The organism is Lysobacter sp. A289 (genome assembly GCF_054072675.1).
In genome coordinates this window covers 2370346-2384788 of sequence record NZ_JBSVRN010000001.1, presented here as the reverse complement: position 1 = coordinate 2384788, position 14443 = coordinate 2370346, and the positions used below count along the sequence as shown (strand labels likewise).

Sequence of the window (14443 nt, the reverse complement as noted above, 5' to 3'; positions counted from 1 at the left end):
TCTCAGTTGCCGGGAGGCATTACCGGCATCGCGCCAACCGGCACGATCGGGTTGTCGTCTTCGAGCAGGTAGTCGGGCAGCGAGGTCTCCCCGTTTTGCTGCATGCGCTCACCAAAGATCTGGTAATCGCGTCGCTGCATCCACGCGTCGCGAACCAGCGCATAGTCGTCGGCGACGCCGACACGCAGGCTGTCGGTGGCCAGCAGCTGGGTACGTACGTTCACCAGTTGCAGGCCCTGCAGCGGGATCCGGACGGCATCTTCATCGACCTGGCGCAGCGGGCTCAACGGCGCATCACCCACCATGCCGAACACGTCACGGATGGTGCGCGGCCCAAACAATGGCAACTCGACGTAGCGTGAGCGCTCCCAACCCCAGATCCCCAGGGTCTGGCCGAAATCTTCACTGCGGTTGTCCAGCGAGGCGTCACTGGCCGGGTCGAAGATGCCGCCGATGCCCAGCGTGGTGTTGAGGGTGAAGCGTCCCAGCGACTGCGCTGCCTCCGCCGGCTTGCCCTGCAGCAGTGCATTGACGGCGGTCACCGGCTGGCCAAGGTTGCTGAAGAAATTACTCACGCCCAGCCGGATCGGGCGCGGTACTGCGGCCACGTAGGCTCGCGCCAAGGGCCGTGCAACGGCGCGATCAATGAAATTGTTGAACACGTGCATCTTGCGGTTGTAGCTTTCCCACGGGTCGTAGGCTCCGCGTATCCGGGCCGGTTCGGGCAGGGTGGGATCGGCCACCGGGTCATAGGGCTGGCCATAAATCGCGGCGAAATCGAGTTCGGCCTGGGTTGGCCGGGGCTCCTCGCTGGCGGGGCGGCTGATGGCTGTGGCTTCCACGGCCGTGACTGTCGCGCTGTCGGTTGCCACGGCCGGTGTGGCAACGCCGCCGGTGACGACCGTCGGTGCCGGCGTTGCAGCAGGTTGTGCGGCGGGAGTCGATGCACAGCCGACCGCGCCAACGGCCAGCGCGAGCGCCAGCACGGGACCACAAAGGGTTGCGGCGTCCTTGTCAAGGCGAGGATTGATGGATTTTTGAAAAGGCATTGAGTGGATTCTAAAGGGCGATCCGGGTGGTTTGGCCGAGCGGCAGCGGGACGCTGAATCCCGGTATCCGGTCACTCAATGGGAGAAATCCAGGTCCGGGCCAAGCCGGTAGGCGGCACGAAGCTCGGCTAAACCGGCTGGATCGCCCACGATGGCGGCCTGATCGGCGCGCGATGCCAGCTCGGCCAACAACGCCACGCCAGCGCTGTCGACCCGGCTGACCTGGCCCAGCTCGAAGCGGATCACGCCCTGCAAGTGCGGCAGGGCGGATTTCCACAATGCGGGCACGGCTTCGCGTTCCAGCGCGCCGTTGAACACCAGGGCATCGCCGTCGCGGGAAACCGTTGCGGGCCGGGTCGCCATGGCTACTTGACGTCCGCCTGCAGCTTGCCGGCTTCCAGGTCAGCGGCAACCTCGGTGATCGACTTGCGCGACAACGCGGTGTCGAACTGGTTGCGGAAGGTCTGAATGAAGCTCACCCCTTCGACCATCACGTCGAACACTTTCCACTCCCCGCCGACCTTGTGCAGCAGGTAGTCGACCGGAATCGGCTGGCCGCCCTGGCGCAGGAACTCGCTGGACACCTTGACCATCGAGCCGCCACGCAAGGGACTCTCGGAATTCACCCGGACCTTCAGCTGGGTGTTGAAGTCCAGCAGCGATGAGCCATAACGCTGCATCAGGTTGCCGGTCAGCGCATCGGCAAAGCGCTTGATATCGGCATCGGATGCACCACGACCATGACGGCCCAGCACCAGCCGCGCGGCGTAGTTGGCGTCGAACATCTGGTCGAATTCACCGGCGATGAACGTGCTCAGCGCGGCGCGATCGGTGGTGAACTCGTCGCGACGGGCTTCCAGGGTGGTCAGGATGCGGGTCGCGTTGTCGAGCACCAGCTTGCTGGGCGCGGTGGCCGGCGCGGCGGTCTCGGCCTGCGCGGGCGCACCGGAGGCGAACGCGAGGACAGGCGCCGTCGTCAGGACGGTGGCGGCCACCAGGGCAGCCAGTACGGTCGGGATCGGATTGCGGTTCATGGGCATTTATTCCGTAACGGGGGCGGGGTCGCTTTCCTGCAGGTAGGCAGGTACGTCGGCGGGGGCCGTCGTGTCGGCATTGGCCGCCGGCTTGTCGCCATTGTCCGGGCCGCCGCTGAACATGTACTTGCCGACCATCTGGATCAGGTCGACCGACGATTGGGTCAGGAAGATCTGGTCGCCGGGCTTCAGCGGCTCCAGGTCACCGCCCGGTTGCAGCCCGATGTAGCTCTCGCCGAGCAGGCCGGAGGTCAGGATCGCCGCGCTGGTGTCCGATGGCAGGTCGTTGTAGCGCTCGTCGATGGCCAGCGTCACCACCGAATCCAGCTTCACCGGATCCAGGGCGATATTCGACACGCGACCAATCGCGACCCCGCCAATTTTGACCGGGGCGTTGGCGCGCAGCGGGCCGAGGTTGCTGAAGCGGGCGGTGATTTCGTAATCGCTGCCGCCAAACCAGCCCAGCTTGCCATTGGTGGAGCTGATCGCCAGCACCAGCAGCGATGCCAGCGCGAGCAGCAGGAACGCGCCGACGGCGAATTCGATACGGGGGCTACGGTTGCTCATGGTGTCTACCTTGGTGCTTCAGCGCATCGATTGATGCATGGGGTTGTTGATGCATGGCGTTACTGGAACAACAGTGCGGACATCACGAAGTTCAGCATCAGCACCAGCAGCGAGGCGTTGACCACCGCCTTGGTGGTGGCGACCGAGGTGCCCTCGATGGTCGGCTCGGCGTGGAAACCGACGTAGGCGGCGACCAGCGCGGCGACCGCGCCGAACACCGCGGATTTCACCATGGCCATGCCGAAGTCATCGACCAGGTCGACGCTGTCGCGCAACACCTGCCAGAAAATACCCGAGTCCACGCCGATCACGTGCACGGCCTCCAGGTAACTGGCACTGATCGCCAGCGAGCAGAAGAACCCGGTCAGCAGCGGCACGCACAACACCGCCGCCCAGAACCGTGGCGCCACCGCCTTGCCGACCGGATCGATGCCCATCAGGCCCAGCGCGGTGATCTGGTCGGTGGCGCGCATCAGGCCCAGCTCGGCGGCGATCGACGAACCGGCGCGGCCGATGAACAGCAATGCGGTCAGTACCGGCCCTAATTCGCGGTAGATACCCAGCCCCAGGATCATGCTGACCTGGTTGCTGGCACCGTAGGTGTCGAGCGCTCGATAGGCCAGCAACGTCAGCGATAAGCCCACGAACGCGCCGCCAACGGCGATGATTGGCAGTGAACGTGCGCCAATCTTGTAGATCTCGCGGACCAGCTCGCGAAACAGGTCGACGCTGGGCACCGAGGCACGCAACACCGACAAGGTAAACAGGCCGGCGCGGCCAACGGAGCGGGTAGCGGCAGCCAGGGCCATCAGGCGACTTCCTTGGTGGTTGCGGTGGCGGCGTTGCCCGGCTCGACGCCGTGAAGTACGGCGCCGCGAGGCAGCGCGTCGAAGCCGATCGGCCCGTCAGGGTTGCCGTCCAGGAACTGCCGGACCAGCGGGTCGGTGCTGGCGTCCAGCGCGGCCGGAGTGCCGGAAAACACGATCGTGCCGTTGGCGATCACGATGGCGTGGTCGGCGATCGGCAAGGTCTCACGGACATGGTGGGTGACCACGATGCTGGTCAGGCCAAGGCTGTCGTTGAGCCTGCGCACCAACTCCATCACCACTCCGCTGGCAATCGGGTCCAGCCCGGTCAGCGGTTCGTCGTAGATCATCAGCGGCGGATCCATCGCCAGCGCCCGCGCCAATGCGACCCGGCGCGCCATGCCGCCGGACAGTTCGCGCGGGAAGGCGTCCGCTGCGGCGCGCAAACCGACCGCGTGCAGCTTCATCCGCACCAGTCGCTCGATCACCGGTTTGGGCAGTCGGGTATGGGTGCGCAAGGGCAGGGCGACGTTCTCGGCGGCGGTCAAGTCGGTCAGCAGGCCATTACCCTGCAACATCACCCCGATGCGCTTGCGCAGCTCCAGCAACGGTCGCGACGCGCGCGGCATCGGCTGGCCGAAGATCTCCACCGAGCCGGCCGCCGGCCACAATTCACCGGTCAGCGCCGCCAACAGGGTGGACTTGCCGCTGCCCGACGGGCCCAGTACCGCGACCACCTGTCCGCGCGGGACTTCCAGGTTGATATCGCGCAGCACGACCTGGTCACCCCGGTCGAGGCGAAGGTTGTTGACGCGGACGATGGGATTGGAATCGGTCATCGGCAAGGCTTGGCGCGCCGCCATGCAGGCGCAGACATCGCGCAGCTTGGTGGGCGGCACCTGAACAAGGGTTGTCGACATTGTCGCAGGCTGTTGCCGATGGCGCAGGCATTGTGGTTGCAGCTGCCCCCGCCAGGACGGTCGTGGCTTGTCGGGTGAGCTGGTCTACACCGCATTGACACGGGCGCGCAGCGAGCTGCATCTGTGCGCCAGCGAGACGATATTGCGCGGCGCATTGGCGCGTCAGGCCGGACGGGTATCCGGGCTGGCTCGGCGCCTGTGCCAACCGTAAAGCGGTGCATGAACGAAGCCCGCCTGTTCATTCATGCCTTCACTCCAGCACCATCAGGCAGCTCCTAGTGTCGTGGCGTCCGGTGCCGCAAGCCGGCTATCCCCCCACAACGGAGCAAGCCCATGAACGATGTCAAGAAAGACCACAGTATTGGTGCAGGTGCCGGCGCGGTCGCCGGCGCGGTGACAGGCGCAGCGGTTGGCGCGGCAGGCGGGCCGATCGGCAGCGCCGTGGGCGCGGTGGCCGGCGGCGTGGTTGGTGCGAAGGCGGGCGATTCCATGGCCGAGGCGGTCAACCCCACCGAGTATCGCGAGCATTTCCAGCGCGAATACAAGAACGCCCCGTACTACTCCGCCGATCGCGAGTGGAATGACTACGAGCCGGCCTATCAGTATGGCTATGACACCTACGGCCAGTACAACGGCAAGAAGTTCGACGATGTCGAGCCTGAGCTGCAGCGCAAGTGGGATCAGACCCGGGCCCAGGACAATTCGCGCCTGGAGTGGAACGACGCCAAGCACGCGGTGCGTGATGGCTGGCACCACATTGAACGCGCCATGCCGGGTGATGCCGACCGCGACGGTCGCTGATCGGCCACAGCCCCGCCCACAATAAAAAACGATGCACCAGTACTTCAACGGGGTCGCCTTGCGGCCCCGTTTTTTTGTTGCTGGAGTAGCATGATCGGCCCGCAATCAGGTGCCGCCACTCATGGCCGACCCCAACCAACCTACTCGTGAGCAGGCCGAAGCCGCCGTGCGCACTTTGCTCAGCTGGGCCGGCGACGACCCCACCCGCGAGGGCCTGCTGGACACGCCCAAGCGCGTCGCCAAGGCTTATGCCGACTGGTTCAGCGGCTATGCGATGGATCCCGACGAGTACCTGGCGCGCACCTTCGAGGAGGTCGCCGGCTACGACGAGTTGATCGTGCTGCGCGACATCCGCTTCGAAAGCCATTGTGAGCACCACATGGCGCCGATCATCGGCCGCGCCCATATCGGCTACCTGCCCGACGGCAAGGTGGTGGGCATCAGCAAGCTGGCGCGCGTGGTGGATGCCTATGCCCGCCGTCTGCAGGTGCAGGAAAAAATGACCGCGCAGATTGCCGACTGCATCCAGCGAGTGCTGAACCCGCGCGGCGTCGGCGTGGTGATCGAAGCCACCCATGGCTGCATGACCACCCGCGGCGTGCACAAGCGTGGCGTGGCGATGATCACCTCCAAGATGCTTGGCGGCTTCCGCGATGACGCCCGTACACGCTCGGAGTTCCTGCAGTTCATCGGTACCACGAGCTCGCGTTGAGTGGCCCGTCACGTCGTCCTAACCCGCCCGGCCATGTCGGTTTGTATGCTTGCACCATGCCCGTGACCATTGACTCTAGGTCGTTGTCGTCGGCGGCCGCCGTGCCGCCCCGCGACCTTGCTGCCCGCTACCGGGACGTGCGCGCTCGCAGCCTCGCGCTGGCTGCCCCGCTGTCGGCCGAGGACGCGATGGTGCAGTCGATGGCCGACGCCAGCCCGAGCAAATGGCACCTCGCGCATACGACCTGGTTTTTCGAGCGTTTCGTGCTCGGGGCCCGGGATGGTTACCAGGCGCTCAATGCGGCCTGGGACTACCTGTTCAACAGCTACTACCAAAGCATCGGGCCCATGCACGAGCGCACACAGCGCGGGCTGTTGTCGCGGCCCACGCTTGCGCAGGTGCTGGAGTATCGCGACCAGGTGGATGCGCGGATGGCCGCTGCGTTCCTTCGCGGCGATTTCGAGTCGGCGGAAGATGGTGGCAGCGGATTGCTGCAGCGCATCGAGCTGGGCCTCCACCATGAGCAACAGCACCAGGAGCTGCTGCTGACCGACATCAAGCACGCCTTGTGGTGCAATCCGCTGAAGCCGGCGTACCGTACCGGTCTGCAGCAGCCACGCAGTCACGCCAGCCCGCTGGAATGGATCGACCAGGACGAGGCCGTCATCCAGGTGGGCGCACCGCCGTGGCCGAATGCCAGCGACGTTTTTGCCTATGACAACGAATCGCCGCGGCACCGGGTATTGATGCCGTCCCACGCGTTGGCAAACCGACCGGTCAGCAACGGGGAATACCGGGACTTCATCGACGATGGCGGCTATCGGAACCCGGTGCTGTGGCTCAGCGCCGGCTGGGCGCAGGTCAGTCAGCAGCACTGGTGCCGACCGCTGTACTGGGAGCAGGCGCTGGAGCGTGAGTTCACCCTTGGCGGGTTGCGGGAGATCGACGCGCATGCACCGGTGTGCCACCTGAGCTATTTCGAAGCCGACGCATTCGCGCGCTGGGCCGGCGCGCGGCTGCCCACCGAGTTTGAGTGGGAGCATGCCGCGCAGTCGCTGCCGGTTGATGGGAACTTTGTCGACGACGACCGGTTGCAGCCGCTTGGCGTTCGCGCCGATGGCCGTACGCCGCGACAGATGTTCGGCGACGTCTGGGAGTGGACTTCCAGCAGCTACGGCGCCTACCCCGGTTTCCGCGAAATGCCCGGCGCGCTGGGTGAGTACAACGGCAAGTTCATGTGCGGCCAACAGGTGTTGCGCGGCGGCAGTTGCGTCAGCCCGGCCGACCACCTGCGAGCCAGCTACCGCAATTTCTTCTATCCGCCCGACCGCTGGCAGTTCTCCGGCCTGCGCCTGGCCAGGGATGCCTGATGACGACCGCTGAGACCGCCGTGCTGCCAAAAATCACCGACCTGCAACCCACCCCCGACGACATCATCGGCGACACTCTGGCCGGCTTGTCATCCACGCCGAAGACGCTGTCGTCGAAGTACTTCTACGATGAGCGCGGCTCGCAACTGTTCGAGCAGATCACCCGCCAGCCCGAGTACTACCTCACCCGCGTCGAGCTGGAACTGCTGCATGCCTCGATGCCGCAAATCCGCGACGTGGTCGCCGCAAACGCGCACGTGGTCGAGTACGGCAGTGGCAGCGGGCGCAAGACCCAACTGCTGCTGGAAGGGCTGGATGACCCGGTCGCCTACACCCCGATCGAGATCTCGCGCACCGCGCTGGTGGCCAGTGTCGAGCGGCTGGCACTGATGTTTCCGCAGATCGAACTGTTGCCGGTGTGCGCCGATTTCACTGATGCGGTACCGCTGCCACGGCCGGTGCGCGAGACGGGCCACACGCTGGTGTTTTTCCCCGGCTCGACCCTGGGCAACTTCGATGAAGCCGATGCGTTGCGTCTGCTGTGCTCGATGCGCGCCACCATGGGTGCGCGCGGCCAGGCGTTGATCGGAATCGACCTGGACAAGGACGCCGGCGTGATCGAGGCGGCCTACAACGATGCTGCCGGCGTCACCGCGCAATTCACCCTCAACCTGCTGGCCCGGCTCAACCGTCAGATCGGCAGCGATTTCGACCTGGCCGGCTTCCACCACCGCGCCGTGTACTCGCGCCCGCGGGGCCGCGTCGAGACCGACCTGGTCAGCCGGCGCGCGCAGGACGTCCATGTCGACGGCCAAGCGTTTCATTTCAACGAAGGTGAGGCAATGCGCGTCGAGTACAGCCACAAGTACACCGACGCCAGTTTCGAGGCGCTGGCCGCCCGCGCGGGGCTTCGGGTAATCGAGCGTTGGAACGACCCGCGAGACTGGTTCGGCCTGCGCCTGCTGGAGCCGCTCCACCACACTTGAACTTCGCCCCTTTGCGGGAATGACGATCCCGGCCTCGGAAACCTCGTTTCGCGCAGGTTGACGCGCTGCATCGAGTGCCTTCACCAAAGCTGACCGTCACCTGCGCGACACTCGCCGGACACTCCATTATTTGAGGTGCGCCATGGCGACCTGTGACGTGTGCGGCAACGACTACGACAAGTCCTTCACCGTGAAGACCCGTGACGGCGGGGGTACATTCGACTCGTTCGAATGCGCGATCCACGCCCTCGCCCCGACCTGCGCGCACTGCCAATGCAGGATCATCGGTCATGGCTGCGAACACGACGGCACGTTTTTTTGCTGCGCCCACTGTGCCAAGCAGTCCGGCATCCTCGGCATTGATGACCGTGTGTGAGCTGGCGTTTGTTCAATCGGCGTGGAGGGCACCACCCGTTTCCTTGACCCGTGGATTACGGCGCGGGGACTAGCGTGGTTTCCACGGCGAAGTCGTTCGGCTTCGCGACCATTGGAGAGACCACATGACCACCCATCGCACTGGCGACAACCCGACCCGCCTGCTTGATGAGACCGGCCAACAGGATTACTGGAAGAACCAGTACAGCAAGGAAGGCTATTACGAGGCCGGCCGCACCTACGACGAGTACGACCCGGCCTATCGCACCGGCTATCAGGGCCAGCAGCGCTACCAGGGCAAAACCTTCGACCAGGCCGAGCCGGAGTTGAAGAGCGACTACGAGCAAGCTCGCGGCCAATCCCAGCTTGGTTGGGAAAAAGCCAAGCACGCCGTCAAGGCCGCCTGGCACCGGGTCGAGGACGCGCTGCCGGGCGATGCAGATCGCGACGGGCACTGACGCGACGGCCACTAAACCGGCGTCTCATCCCAAGGCTTGAACGCTGGGTGCCGTGGATGCCTGCGGCACTCAGGGTTCCAGCGTTTCCAGTGTCTCGGCCGGCAGCGGAACCATCGCCCAGAACGGAACGTTGCGCTCGCACCAATCCGTGGCGGCCTCATTGAGGATCGCCAGCAAGGTATTGAAGCCGGCGTCGGGAGTGGCCTGCCATTGGCCGCTGTTGTCCAGCACCAGCAGGTAGCCGGGTGCGGGCAGCCATGACAGGTCGCCGAGGCAGTCGGCGAGCGCATCCCAGTTGGCGCCGAACCAGTCCGGGAACTGCAACGTCTCGCCGATCCTGGCCAGCCCACCGGCCTTGTCAGCGCAGTTGGCCAGGTCAATGCGCGCCACGGTGAAATCCAGGGACGCGGCAGCGGCAGTCATTGCCGGGGTGTCGCGGTCATCGATGAAGTACGCCCCGGCGCGCAGCGGGTCAACCAGCATCGGACGCAGCTCGCTGGGGTTGGTGGCGTTCATCGCGATGCCGCCGGCAGTTGAAAACGACGGAAGCTGCGGTAATGGTCGTCGGTGTAGAAATACTCCACCGGCGGGTCGCCGCCGGTCACGATGCGCCGCGCGCCGCGATCGCGGGAACCGGGCGTGGGTACGGTGAACTCGTGGTAATAGCCGCGCGGCTGCGCCGGCAACTCGCGTTCGCGATTCTGGAACACGCCGCCGTCCTGACGGTAGTCGTACGGCCCGCCACGGGCGATATCGTCGAGCACCGCGTGTGCCTGGGACGGCAGGAAGGCCGGATAGCCCGGGCCGGCAGCCGACGCGGAACCGGTGACGTCGCCGGGCAATTCACCGGGCGCCGTGGCCGGTGCGTGGACGCCGGGCGCGCTGCCCGGAGGGAGCAATGCGCCGTTATCGGGCCGCTGCGTCCATGCCCACAACCCGACCAGGACAACGCCGGCAACCAGCCAAGCCGATCGTTTGCGATGCATGGCGCTGCGTCCTAGCCGCAGGTCAGGCTGTTGATCGCGCCCAACTCGTTGACGTGCATGTTCAGCCGATCCTCGCGGTAATCCTGGGTCACGGCCTGGTTCGGTTCGATCACCCGTACGTGGCTGCTGTTGCTCTCGATGCGCGCGCGCTCCACGATTTCGGCGGTGGCGGCGTTGCCGATCGCCCACGAGATCGTGTCGGTCGTGCACGGGCCCACGATTACCTGCGGCGGAGGTGCTGCCATCGTGGTGCAGCCGGCGGCCGCGAACATGATGATGGCGGCAGGTAAGGCGATTCGAACCATGGTGCTGCTCCTGATAGTCAATAGCGCGAGCGTGCCGTCGAAACCGTTAGGATCATGTAAAAGCCAGCCGCAGTATCAGCCGCGCCAGGGTCACCACGTCCTGGTGGTTGTGCGCGCACACGCGCCGCAGCAGCGCGGATGAGCCGCCGCGCAGATACGATCGCCACGCCGCAGGTGCTTGCGAGCCGGGCAGATCGTCCTCGCGCACGATCTTCAGCAACTCGCGCTCGATCGTCGCCAACCGGCAGTTCTCCCACGTCCCGCGGTAGCGACGCCGCGTCGGGAACAGCAGGTCGACGTGGTCCAGCGGCGTGATCGGGTCGTCCATCCGCGCGAGCCGGTAGCGCGTCTTCAACAGCGGTGAGTCGTAGCAGCGGCCGTTGTAGCTCGACAGCACCGTGGTCGGCGCCAGCCAGCCGGCGAACGTGCGCAGCATCAGCGGCTCCGCGGCCAGGGTAGTGATCAGCAACTGCCGCACACGCAAGCCATCGCCATGGACCGGATGACGATGCCAGTCCGCCGCGCCGATCTGGAACGCGCGCGTGCCGGTGCCGCCGGCCAAGCCGGTGGTTTCGGTGTCGAAGAACAGCAGGTCACGCAGGTTGACCGTGTCGTCGCGTTTGGCAAAGGACAGCGGCAGCGTGTCGACAGGCGCTGCGAACGGCAGCCAATCCTCGATCAGGCGCAGCCCCGGGGCGATCTCCTCGCCGGGCAGTGAACGGTCAACCGGGCCGCGCGGCGGTGCCGCATAGATGGGCAAACGCTCGCGCACGCCGAGCAGGCGACGCAGCGATTCGATCGACGTCTTCGCGTTTCCGGGGGCCGGTCGGGTGTCCGGCTTGCCTGCCTCGCGCTTGAGCGCGCGCAGCCGTTCAAGCGTGATGCTCACACCGCACCCACGGATGGCACCAGCAGGCCCAGCACCCGTCGCGCCAACGACTTCGGGGTGAGGCCGTCGCCGTCTTCGGTGGCGGCCAGGATCGGCCCGACGCACGCCGGGCAGCCTGCCTTGCAATCGCACCGCTCGACCAGTTCGATCGCGCGCTGTACCAGTTCCGCCTGTCGCACCCACAACGGCTCGCTGAGGCCGACGCCGCCGGGGAAGTTGTCGTACAGGTAGACGGTCGGCACGAACTGGCGGACTTCGATCAGCGCGCGGTTGGTGGCCGCCTGGCTGGCCGGTGAGCGTGAGTCGCCCGTATCGTCATGCCTTCCGCCTCCACGATCTCCGTCGCCTTCCCACCCGCGTAGCCTGCCACGGCCGCTGGCGTCGGCAACGGCGAACCACGCGCCATCGTCGTTGCCGACCGACTTCTGCAAATCGCGCGCATCGGCCATCACCGCCACCGTCGCCACCACGTGCAACGCGTAGGCGGCGCCGAGGAAGCCGTCCAGCGCATCCTGGCGCGACTCGAACCACGCCAGCAGCACCGACTGCGGCAGCTGCCACCACACCGCGGTGGTGTGCAGCTCCTGGTCGGGCAGGTTGACCGGGCCGTAGCCGATGTTCTCGTGGGTGTAGTAGCGGATCTTCTTGTACCCCGACACCCGCCGCACCACGTGAACCTCGCCGTGATGCGCGTTGCCACGACCGGCGAGATCACTGTCAAAGCGCTCCAGCACCTTCAGCTTGGTGTAGTCGATCGAGTCGGTGTAGTAGTCCACGTGGGTGCGGGTGACATAGGCCTTGCGGCCATCCCAATCGAGCCGCTCGACCTGGTACGGCGTGCTTTGGACCATGTGGATCGCGCCCTCGTACAAGGTCAGCGCGGCGGCGGAGTAATCGACCTCGGCGATGATCCGCCGCTGGCCACCGGTCTTGTCGACCACTACGAAGTTGCCGTCGGCGACCGAGCGCAGCGATACCGACCCGGCCGGATAGCTGTCCGCGATCCACTCCCAACGGTCGCCTTCCTTGTGCACGACCTCGGTCTCGGCCAGGGCTTGCAGGTAGACCCCGGGCTCGATCGGCCCGAACGGCTCATCGCGGCCGTTGTGGTCGGTAACGAACGCCAGCTCGAACGCCGCGCAGCGGATGTGGTCGAACAGGATCAGCGGCTGATCCGGGGCAATGCGCGCATGCTCCGGCGGCGCATCGGCGAAGAAGTCCGGGTGCCGCACCACGTACTGGTCCAGCGGCTGCGAGTTCGCCACCAGCACGCCCAGCGATGGCCGCTGCCGCCGGCCGGCACGGCCGAAGCGTTGCCACGTCGCCGCGACCGTGCCCGGATAGCCGTTGAGCACCACCACGTCGAGCGAACCGATGTCCACGCCCAGCTCCAGCGCCGAGGTCGAAATGATTCCGTCGATCCGCCCGTCGCGCATGTCGCGCTCGGCCGCGCGGCGCTCGGTCGGCAAATAGCCGCCCCGGTACGCGCGGATCCGCGGCAGCTTGCGCGGGTCGGAATCGAACACGTCTTTCAGATACTTGGTCAGTACCTCGACCATCAGCCGCGACTGTGCGAACACCAGCGTCTTCAGCCCGGACTTGATCGCGATCCGCGCAATCCGGTTGCTCTGTGACCGCGCCGACGCACGCAGCCCGAGATCCTTGTTGACCACCGGCGGATTCCACAGCAGCACGTGCTTGTCGCCGGTCGGCGCGCCGGACTGGGTGATGGTGTGCACGTCCGCCTCGATCAGTGCGCGCGCATGCTCGCCCGGGTTGCCGATCGTCGCCGAGCACAGGATGAACTGCGGCGTCACCCCATAGAACGCGCAGATCCGCTTCAGTCGGCGCAGCACGTTGGTCACGTGCGAACCGAACACGCCGCGGTAGGTATGGATCTCGTCGATCACCACGTAACGCAGGTTTTCGAAGAACTGCGCCCACTTGGTGTGATGCGGCAGGATCGCCTGATGCAGCATGTCCGGATTGCTCACCACGATGTCGCCGTGCAGCCGGATCGCCTGGCGCGCATCGCCGGGCGTGTCGCCGTCGAAGGTGAACGCCTTGACTCCGAGATTGCCCGCGCGGTTGAGCTCCAGCAACTCGGCTACCTGGTCCTGGGCCAGCGCCTTGGTCGGGAACAGGTACAAAGCCTTGGCCTTCGAATCGCCCATCGACGCCGCCACCACCGGGAGGGTGTAACACAGTGATTTCCCCGAAGCGGTCGGCGTCACGATGGCGATATTTTCGCCACGTTGGGCCGCCTCCCAAGCCTGCGCCTGATGGCTGTACAGCCGGTCGACCCCACGCGCGCGCAATGCCGCCGCCAGCGCCGCCGGCACGTCGTCCGGGATCGGCTCATACGATCCCTCCTGCCCCGGAACCATGAAGCTGCCGGTGATGCGATCCTTGTAGCGTCGCGCCAAGGCCTGGCTCAGCGCGGCCCCATCACCCCCGCGCCGCGCGCCACTGGCCAGCGCCAACGCACGTTCTTCATCCTCGACCCTTCGCGTCAACGCCTGTTGCATCTGCCTTCCCCGCAAATGGGGACAGTGGAGCAGAGGCCGGTCGCAGCAGATGAGACCGGACAACTCAGCCCGCGATTCGACGCAACCGGTTATCCCTGTGTGCGATCCGACGGCACCTGTCCGGCCAGCTCCCGCGCTGATACTTCCCGTACCGCCAGCGCCCGCAACCGGCTCGCACTAGCCACCCCGATGCCTTGCGCGCGCCCGGCGGTGTACAGCGTCACGTGCGGCGGCGGGACCGGCAGCTGGCGGCCAAGCAGACGGCCCAGCGCGTGATGGAACGGGGCCATCGCCGGCAGCTCGACCAGCTCGATGATCGAGTGGGCGGCGACGGCGTGACCTTCCCCACCCAACGGCTTGCGCAGTAGTAGGTACCGGCCGGTGCGACTGAAATCCCAACGCCGGGACGCGAACGCATGGTCAAGCGCGCCGGTGAGACAAGTCTCGGCGAACACGCCGCGCAGTTCGCGGCCCAGGGCGCCGCCGATCAATGTGATGTGGAGTTCGGACTTGGGCTTCAACGCAACCCCGTCGATCGCCATATCGGCACGCGGCGGTGTCCAACGCGCGGGAGCGATCGGCAGGACCAGGGTGTCGTCGGTGAGCATCATGGCGTCATCATGGGCGTGCGACCAACCGCGCGCACCACAGCGTTTT

Annotated in this window: 18 protein-coding genes and 1 pseudogene; 7 read left to right on the top strand and 12 right to left on the bottom strand. The window is 66.1% G+C overall.

What is annotated here, in order from left to right:
• Positions 1 to 2: 2 nt before the first annotated feature.
• The 6 genes from ACW5DN_RS11055 to ACW5DN_RS11030 all read right to left on the bottom strand — a co-directional run bounded on the left by ACW5DN_RS11055 (position 3) and on the right by ACW5DN_RS11030 (position 4295).
• The gene (locus ACW5DN_RS11055; protein ID WP_456962713.1) at positions 3 to 1049 is read right to left on the bottom strand and encodes an MlaA family lipoprotein; all 1047 of its coding nucleotides are present in this window, start codon (positions 1047 to 1049) and stop codon (positions 3 to 5) included.
• A gap of 75 nt (positions 1050 to 1124) precedes the next feature.
• Positions 1125 to 1412 (bottom strand): STAS domain-containing protein, encoded by a 288-nt coding sequence (locus ACW5DN_RS11050; RefSeq protein WP_456962712.1) that lies wholly within the window; start codon positions 1410 to 1412, stop codon positions 1125 to 1127.
• Positions 1413 to 1414: 2 nt separating this feature from the next.
• Complete coding sequence (locus ACW5DN_RS11045) at positions 1415 to 2083, bottom strand: MlaC/ttg2D family ABC transporter substrate-binding protein (RefSeq protein ID WP_456962711.1); 669 nt, start codon at positions 2081 to 2083, stop codon at positions 1415 to 1417.
• Positions 2084 to 2089: 6 nt separating this feature from the next.
• Complete coding sequence (gene mlaD, locus ACW5DN_RS11040; RefSeq protein WP_456962710.1) at positions 2090 to 2650, bottom strand: outer membrane lipid asymmetry maintenance protein MlaD; 561 nt, start codon at positions 2648 to 2650, stop codon at positions 2090 to 2092.
• A 59-nt stretch (positions 2651 to 2709) separates the two neighbouring features.
• On the bottom strand, positions 2710 to 3459 hold the full coding sequence (locus tag ACW5DN_RS11035; protein ID WP_456962709.1) for an MlaE family lipid ABC transporter permease subunit: 750 nt from the start codon (positions 3457 to 3459) through the stop codon (positions 2710 to 2712).
• A complete protein-coding gene (locus ACW5DN_RS11030) occupies positions 3459 to 4295 on the bottom strand; it encodes an ABC transporter ATP-binding protein (RefSeq protein WP_456963050.1) in 837 nt (278 codons plus the stop codon). Before ACW5DN_RS11030 ends, ACW5DN_RS11035 begins: the two co-directional genes overlap by 1 nt.
• A gap of 111 nt (positions 4296 to 4406) precedes the next feature.
• Here ACW5DN_RS11030 and ACW5DN_RS11025 point away from each other — a divergent pair.
• The 7 genes and pseudogenes from ACW5DN_RS11025 to ACW5DN_RS10995 form a co-directional block, all read left to right on the top strand.
• Positions 4407 to 4587: pseudogene (locus ACW5DN_RS11025) on the top strand (exodeoxyribonuclease V subunit alpha); the annotation flags it as partial.
• 122 nt (positions 4588 to 4709) lie between these two features.
• Positions 4710 to 5177 (top strand): hypothetical protein, encoded by a 468-nt coding sequence (locus tag ACW5DN_RS11020; protein ID WP_456962708.1) that lies wholly within the window; start codon positions 4710 to 4712, stop codon positions 5175 to 5177.
• Positions 5178 to 5298: 121 nt separating this feature from the next.
• Complete coding sequence (gene folE / locus ACW5DN_RS11015; protein WP_456962707.1) at positions 5299 to 5889, top strand: GTP cyclohydrolase I FolE; 591 nt, start codon at positions 5299 to 5301, stop codon at positions 5887 to 5889.
• A gap of 56 nt (positions 5890 to 5945) precedes the next feature.
• Entirely contained in the window at positions 5946 to 7259 is a 1314-nt protein-coding gene (egtB, locus tag ACW5DN_RS11010) for an ergothioneine biosynthesis protein EgtB (protein ID WP_456962706.1), read from the top strand.
• Complete coding sequence (gene egtD, locus ACW5DN_RS11005; RefSeq protein ID WP_456962705.1) at positions 7259 to 8245, top strand: L-histidine N(alpha)-methyltransferase; 987 nt, start codon at positions 7259 to 7261, stop codon at positions 8243 to 8245. Before egtB ends, egtD begins: the two co-directional genes overlap by 1 nt.
• A gap of 142 nt (positions 8246 to 8387) precedes the next feature.
• Positions 8388 to 8621, top strand: coding sequence for a hypothetical protein (locus ACW5DN_RS11000; protein WP_456962704.1), 234 nt, complete (start codon positions 8388 to 8390; stop codon positions 8619 to 8621).
• 124 nt (positions 8622 to 8745) lie between these two features.
• Positions 8746 to 9078 (top strand): hypothetical protein, encoded by a 333-nt coding sequence (locus tag ACW5DN_RS10995; RefSeq protein WP_456962703.1) that lies wholly within the window; start codon positions 8746 to 8748, stop codon positions 9076 to 9078.
• A gap of 69 nt (positions 9079 to 9147) precedes the next feature.
• Here ACW5DN_RS10995 and ACW5DN_RS10990 read toward each other — a convergent pair whose 3' ends face one another.
• From ACW5DN_RS10990 to ACW5DN_RS10965, 6 genes are all read right to left on the bottom strand, one after another.
• Positions 9148 to 9594 carry a barstar family protein gene (locus tag ACW5DN_RS10990; RefSeq protein ID WP_456962702.1) on the bottom strand — a complete coding sequence of 149 codons (447 nt, stop codon included), beginning with the start codon at positions 9592 to 9594 and terminating at the stop codon, positions 9148 to 9150.
• On the bottom strand, positions 9591 to 10064 hold the full coding sequence (locus tag ACW5DN_RS10985) for a ribonuclease domain-containing protein (protein WP_456962701.1): 474 nt from the start codon (positions 10062 to 10064) through the stop codon (positions 9591 to 9593). The genes ACW5DN_RS10990 and ACW5DN_RS10985 overlap by 4 nt, the downstream gene beginning before the upstream one ends.
• An 11-nt stretch (positions 10065 to 10075) precedes the next feature.
• Positions 10076 to 10369, bottom strand: coding sequence for an I78 family peptidase inhibitor (locus ACW5DN_RS10980; RefSeq protein WP_456962700.1), 294 nt, complete (start codon positions 10367 to 10369; stop codon positions 10076 to 10078).
• 52 nt (positions 10370 to 10421) lie between these two features.
• Positions 10422 to 11258: a ribonuclease H-like domain-containing protein gene (locus tag ACW5DN_RS10975; RefSeq protein ID WP_456962699.1), complete on the bottom strand. Its 837-nt coding sequence runs from the start codon at positions 11256 to 11258 to the stop codon at positions 10422 to 10424.
• On the bottom strand, positions 11255 to 13786 hold the full coding sequence (locus ACW5DN_RS10970; RefSeq protein ID WP_456962698.1) for a DEAD/DEAH box helicase: 2532 nt from the start codon (positions 13784 to 13786) through the stop codon (positions 11255 to 11257). The genes ACW5DN_RS10975 and ACW5DN_RS10970 overlap by 4 nt, the downstream gene beginning before the upstream one ends.
• 89 nt (positions 13787 to 13875) lie before the next feature.
• A complete protein-coding gene (locus ACW5DN_RS10965; RefSeq protein ID WP_456962697.1) occupies positions 13876 to 14397 on the bottom strand; it encodes a hypothetical protein in 522 nt (173 codons plus the stop codon).
• Positions 14398 to 14443 lie beyond the last annotated feature (46 nt).

Bases quoted from the DNA above. Each gene is read 5' to 3' on its own strand.
- ACW5DN_RS11055 (WP_456962713.1), bottom strand. From the start codon at position 1,049: ATGCCTTTTCAAAAATCCATCAATCCTCGCCTTGACAAGGACGCCGCA.
- ACW5DN_RS11050 (WP_456962712.1), bottom strand. From the start codon at position 1,412: ATGGCGACCCGGCCCGCAACGGTTTCCCGCGACGGCGATGCCCTGGTG.
- ACW5DN_RS10980 (WP_456962700.1), bottom strand. From the start codon at position 10,369: ATGGTTCGAATCGCCTTACCTGCCGCCATCATCATGTTCGCGGCCGCC.
- ACW5DN_RS10990 (WP_456962702.1), bottom strand. From the start codon at position 9,594: ATGAACGCCACCAACCCCAGCGAGCTGCGTCCGATGCTGGTTGACCCG.
- egtB (WP_456962706.1), top strand. From the start codon at position 5,946: ATGCCCGTGACCATTGACTCTAGGTCGTTGTCGTCGGCGGCCGCCGTG.
- ACW5DN_RS10965 (WP_456962697.1), bottom strand. From the start codon at position 14,397: ATGATGCTCACCGACGACACCCTGGTCCTGCCGATCGCTCCCGCGCGT.
- ACW5DN_RS10970 (WP_456962698.1), bottom strand. From the start codon at position 13,786: ATGCAACAGGCGTTGACGCGAAGGGTCGAGGATGAAGAACGTGCGTTG.
- ACW5DN_RS11020 (WP_456962708.1), top strand. From the start codon at position 4,710: ATGAACGATGTCAAGAAAGACCACAGTATTGGTGCAGGTGCCGGCGCG.
- mlaD (WP_456962710.1), bottom strand. From the start codon at position 2,650: ATGAGCAACCGTAGCCCCCGTATCGAATTCGCCGTCGGCGCGTTCCTG.
- egtD (WP_456962705.1), top strand. From the start codon at position 7,259: ATGACGACCGCTGAGACCGCCGTGCTGCCAAAAATCACCGACCTGCAA.
- ACW5DN_RS11045 (WP_456962711.1), bottom strand. From the start codon at position 2,083: ATGAACCGCAATCCGATCCCGACCGTACTGGCTGCCCTGGTGGCCGCC.
- ACW5DN_RS10995 (WP_456962703.1), top strand. From the start codon at position 8,746: ATGACCACCCATCGCACTGGCGACAACCCGACCCGCCTGCTTGATGAG.
- ACW5DN_RS10985 (WP_456962701.1), bottom strand. From the start codon at position 10,064: ATGCATCGCAAACGATCGGCTTGGCTGGTTGCCGGCGTTGTCCTGGTC.
- ACW5DN_RS11030 (WP_456963050.1), bottom strand. From the start codon at position 4,295: ATGACCGATTCCAATCCCATCGTCCGCGTCAACAACCTTCGCCTCGAC.
- ACW5DN_RS11000 (WP_456962704.1), top strand. From the start codon at position 8,388: ATGGCGACCTGTGACGTGTGCGGCAACGACTACGACAAGTCCTTCACC.
- ACW5DN_RS11035 (WP_456962709.1), bottom strand. From the start codon at position 3,459: ATGGCCCTGGCTGCCGCTACCCGCTCCGTTGGCCGCGCCGGCCTGTTT.
- folE (WP_456962707.1), top strand. From the start codon at position 5,299: ATGGCCGACCCCAACCAACCTACTCGTGAGCAGGCCGAAGCCGCCGTG.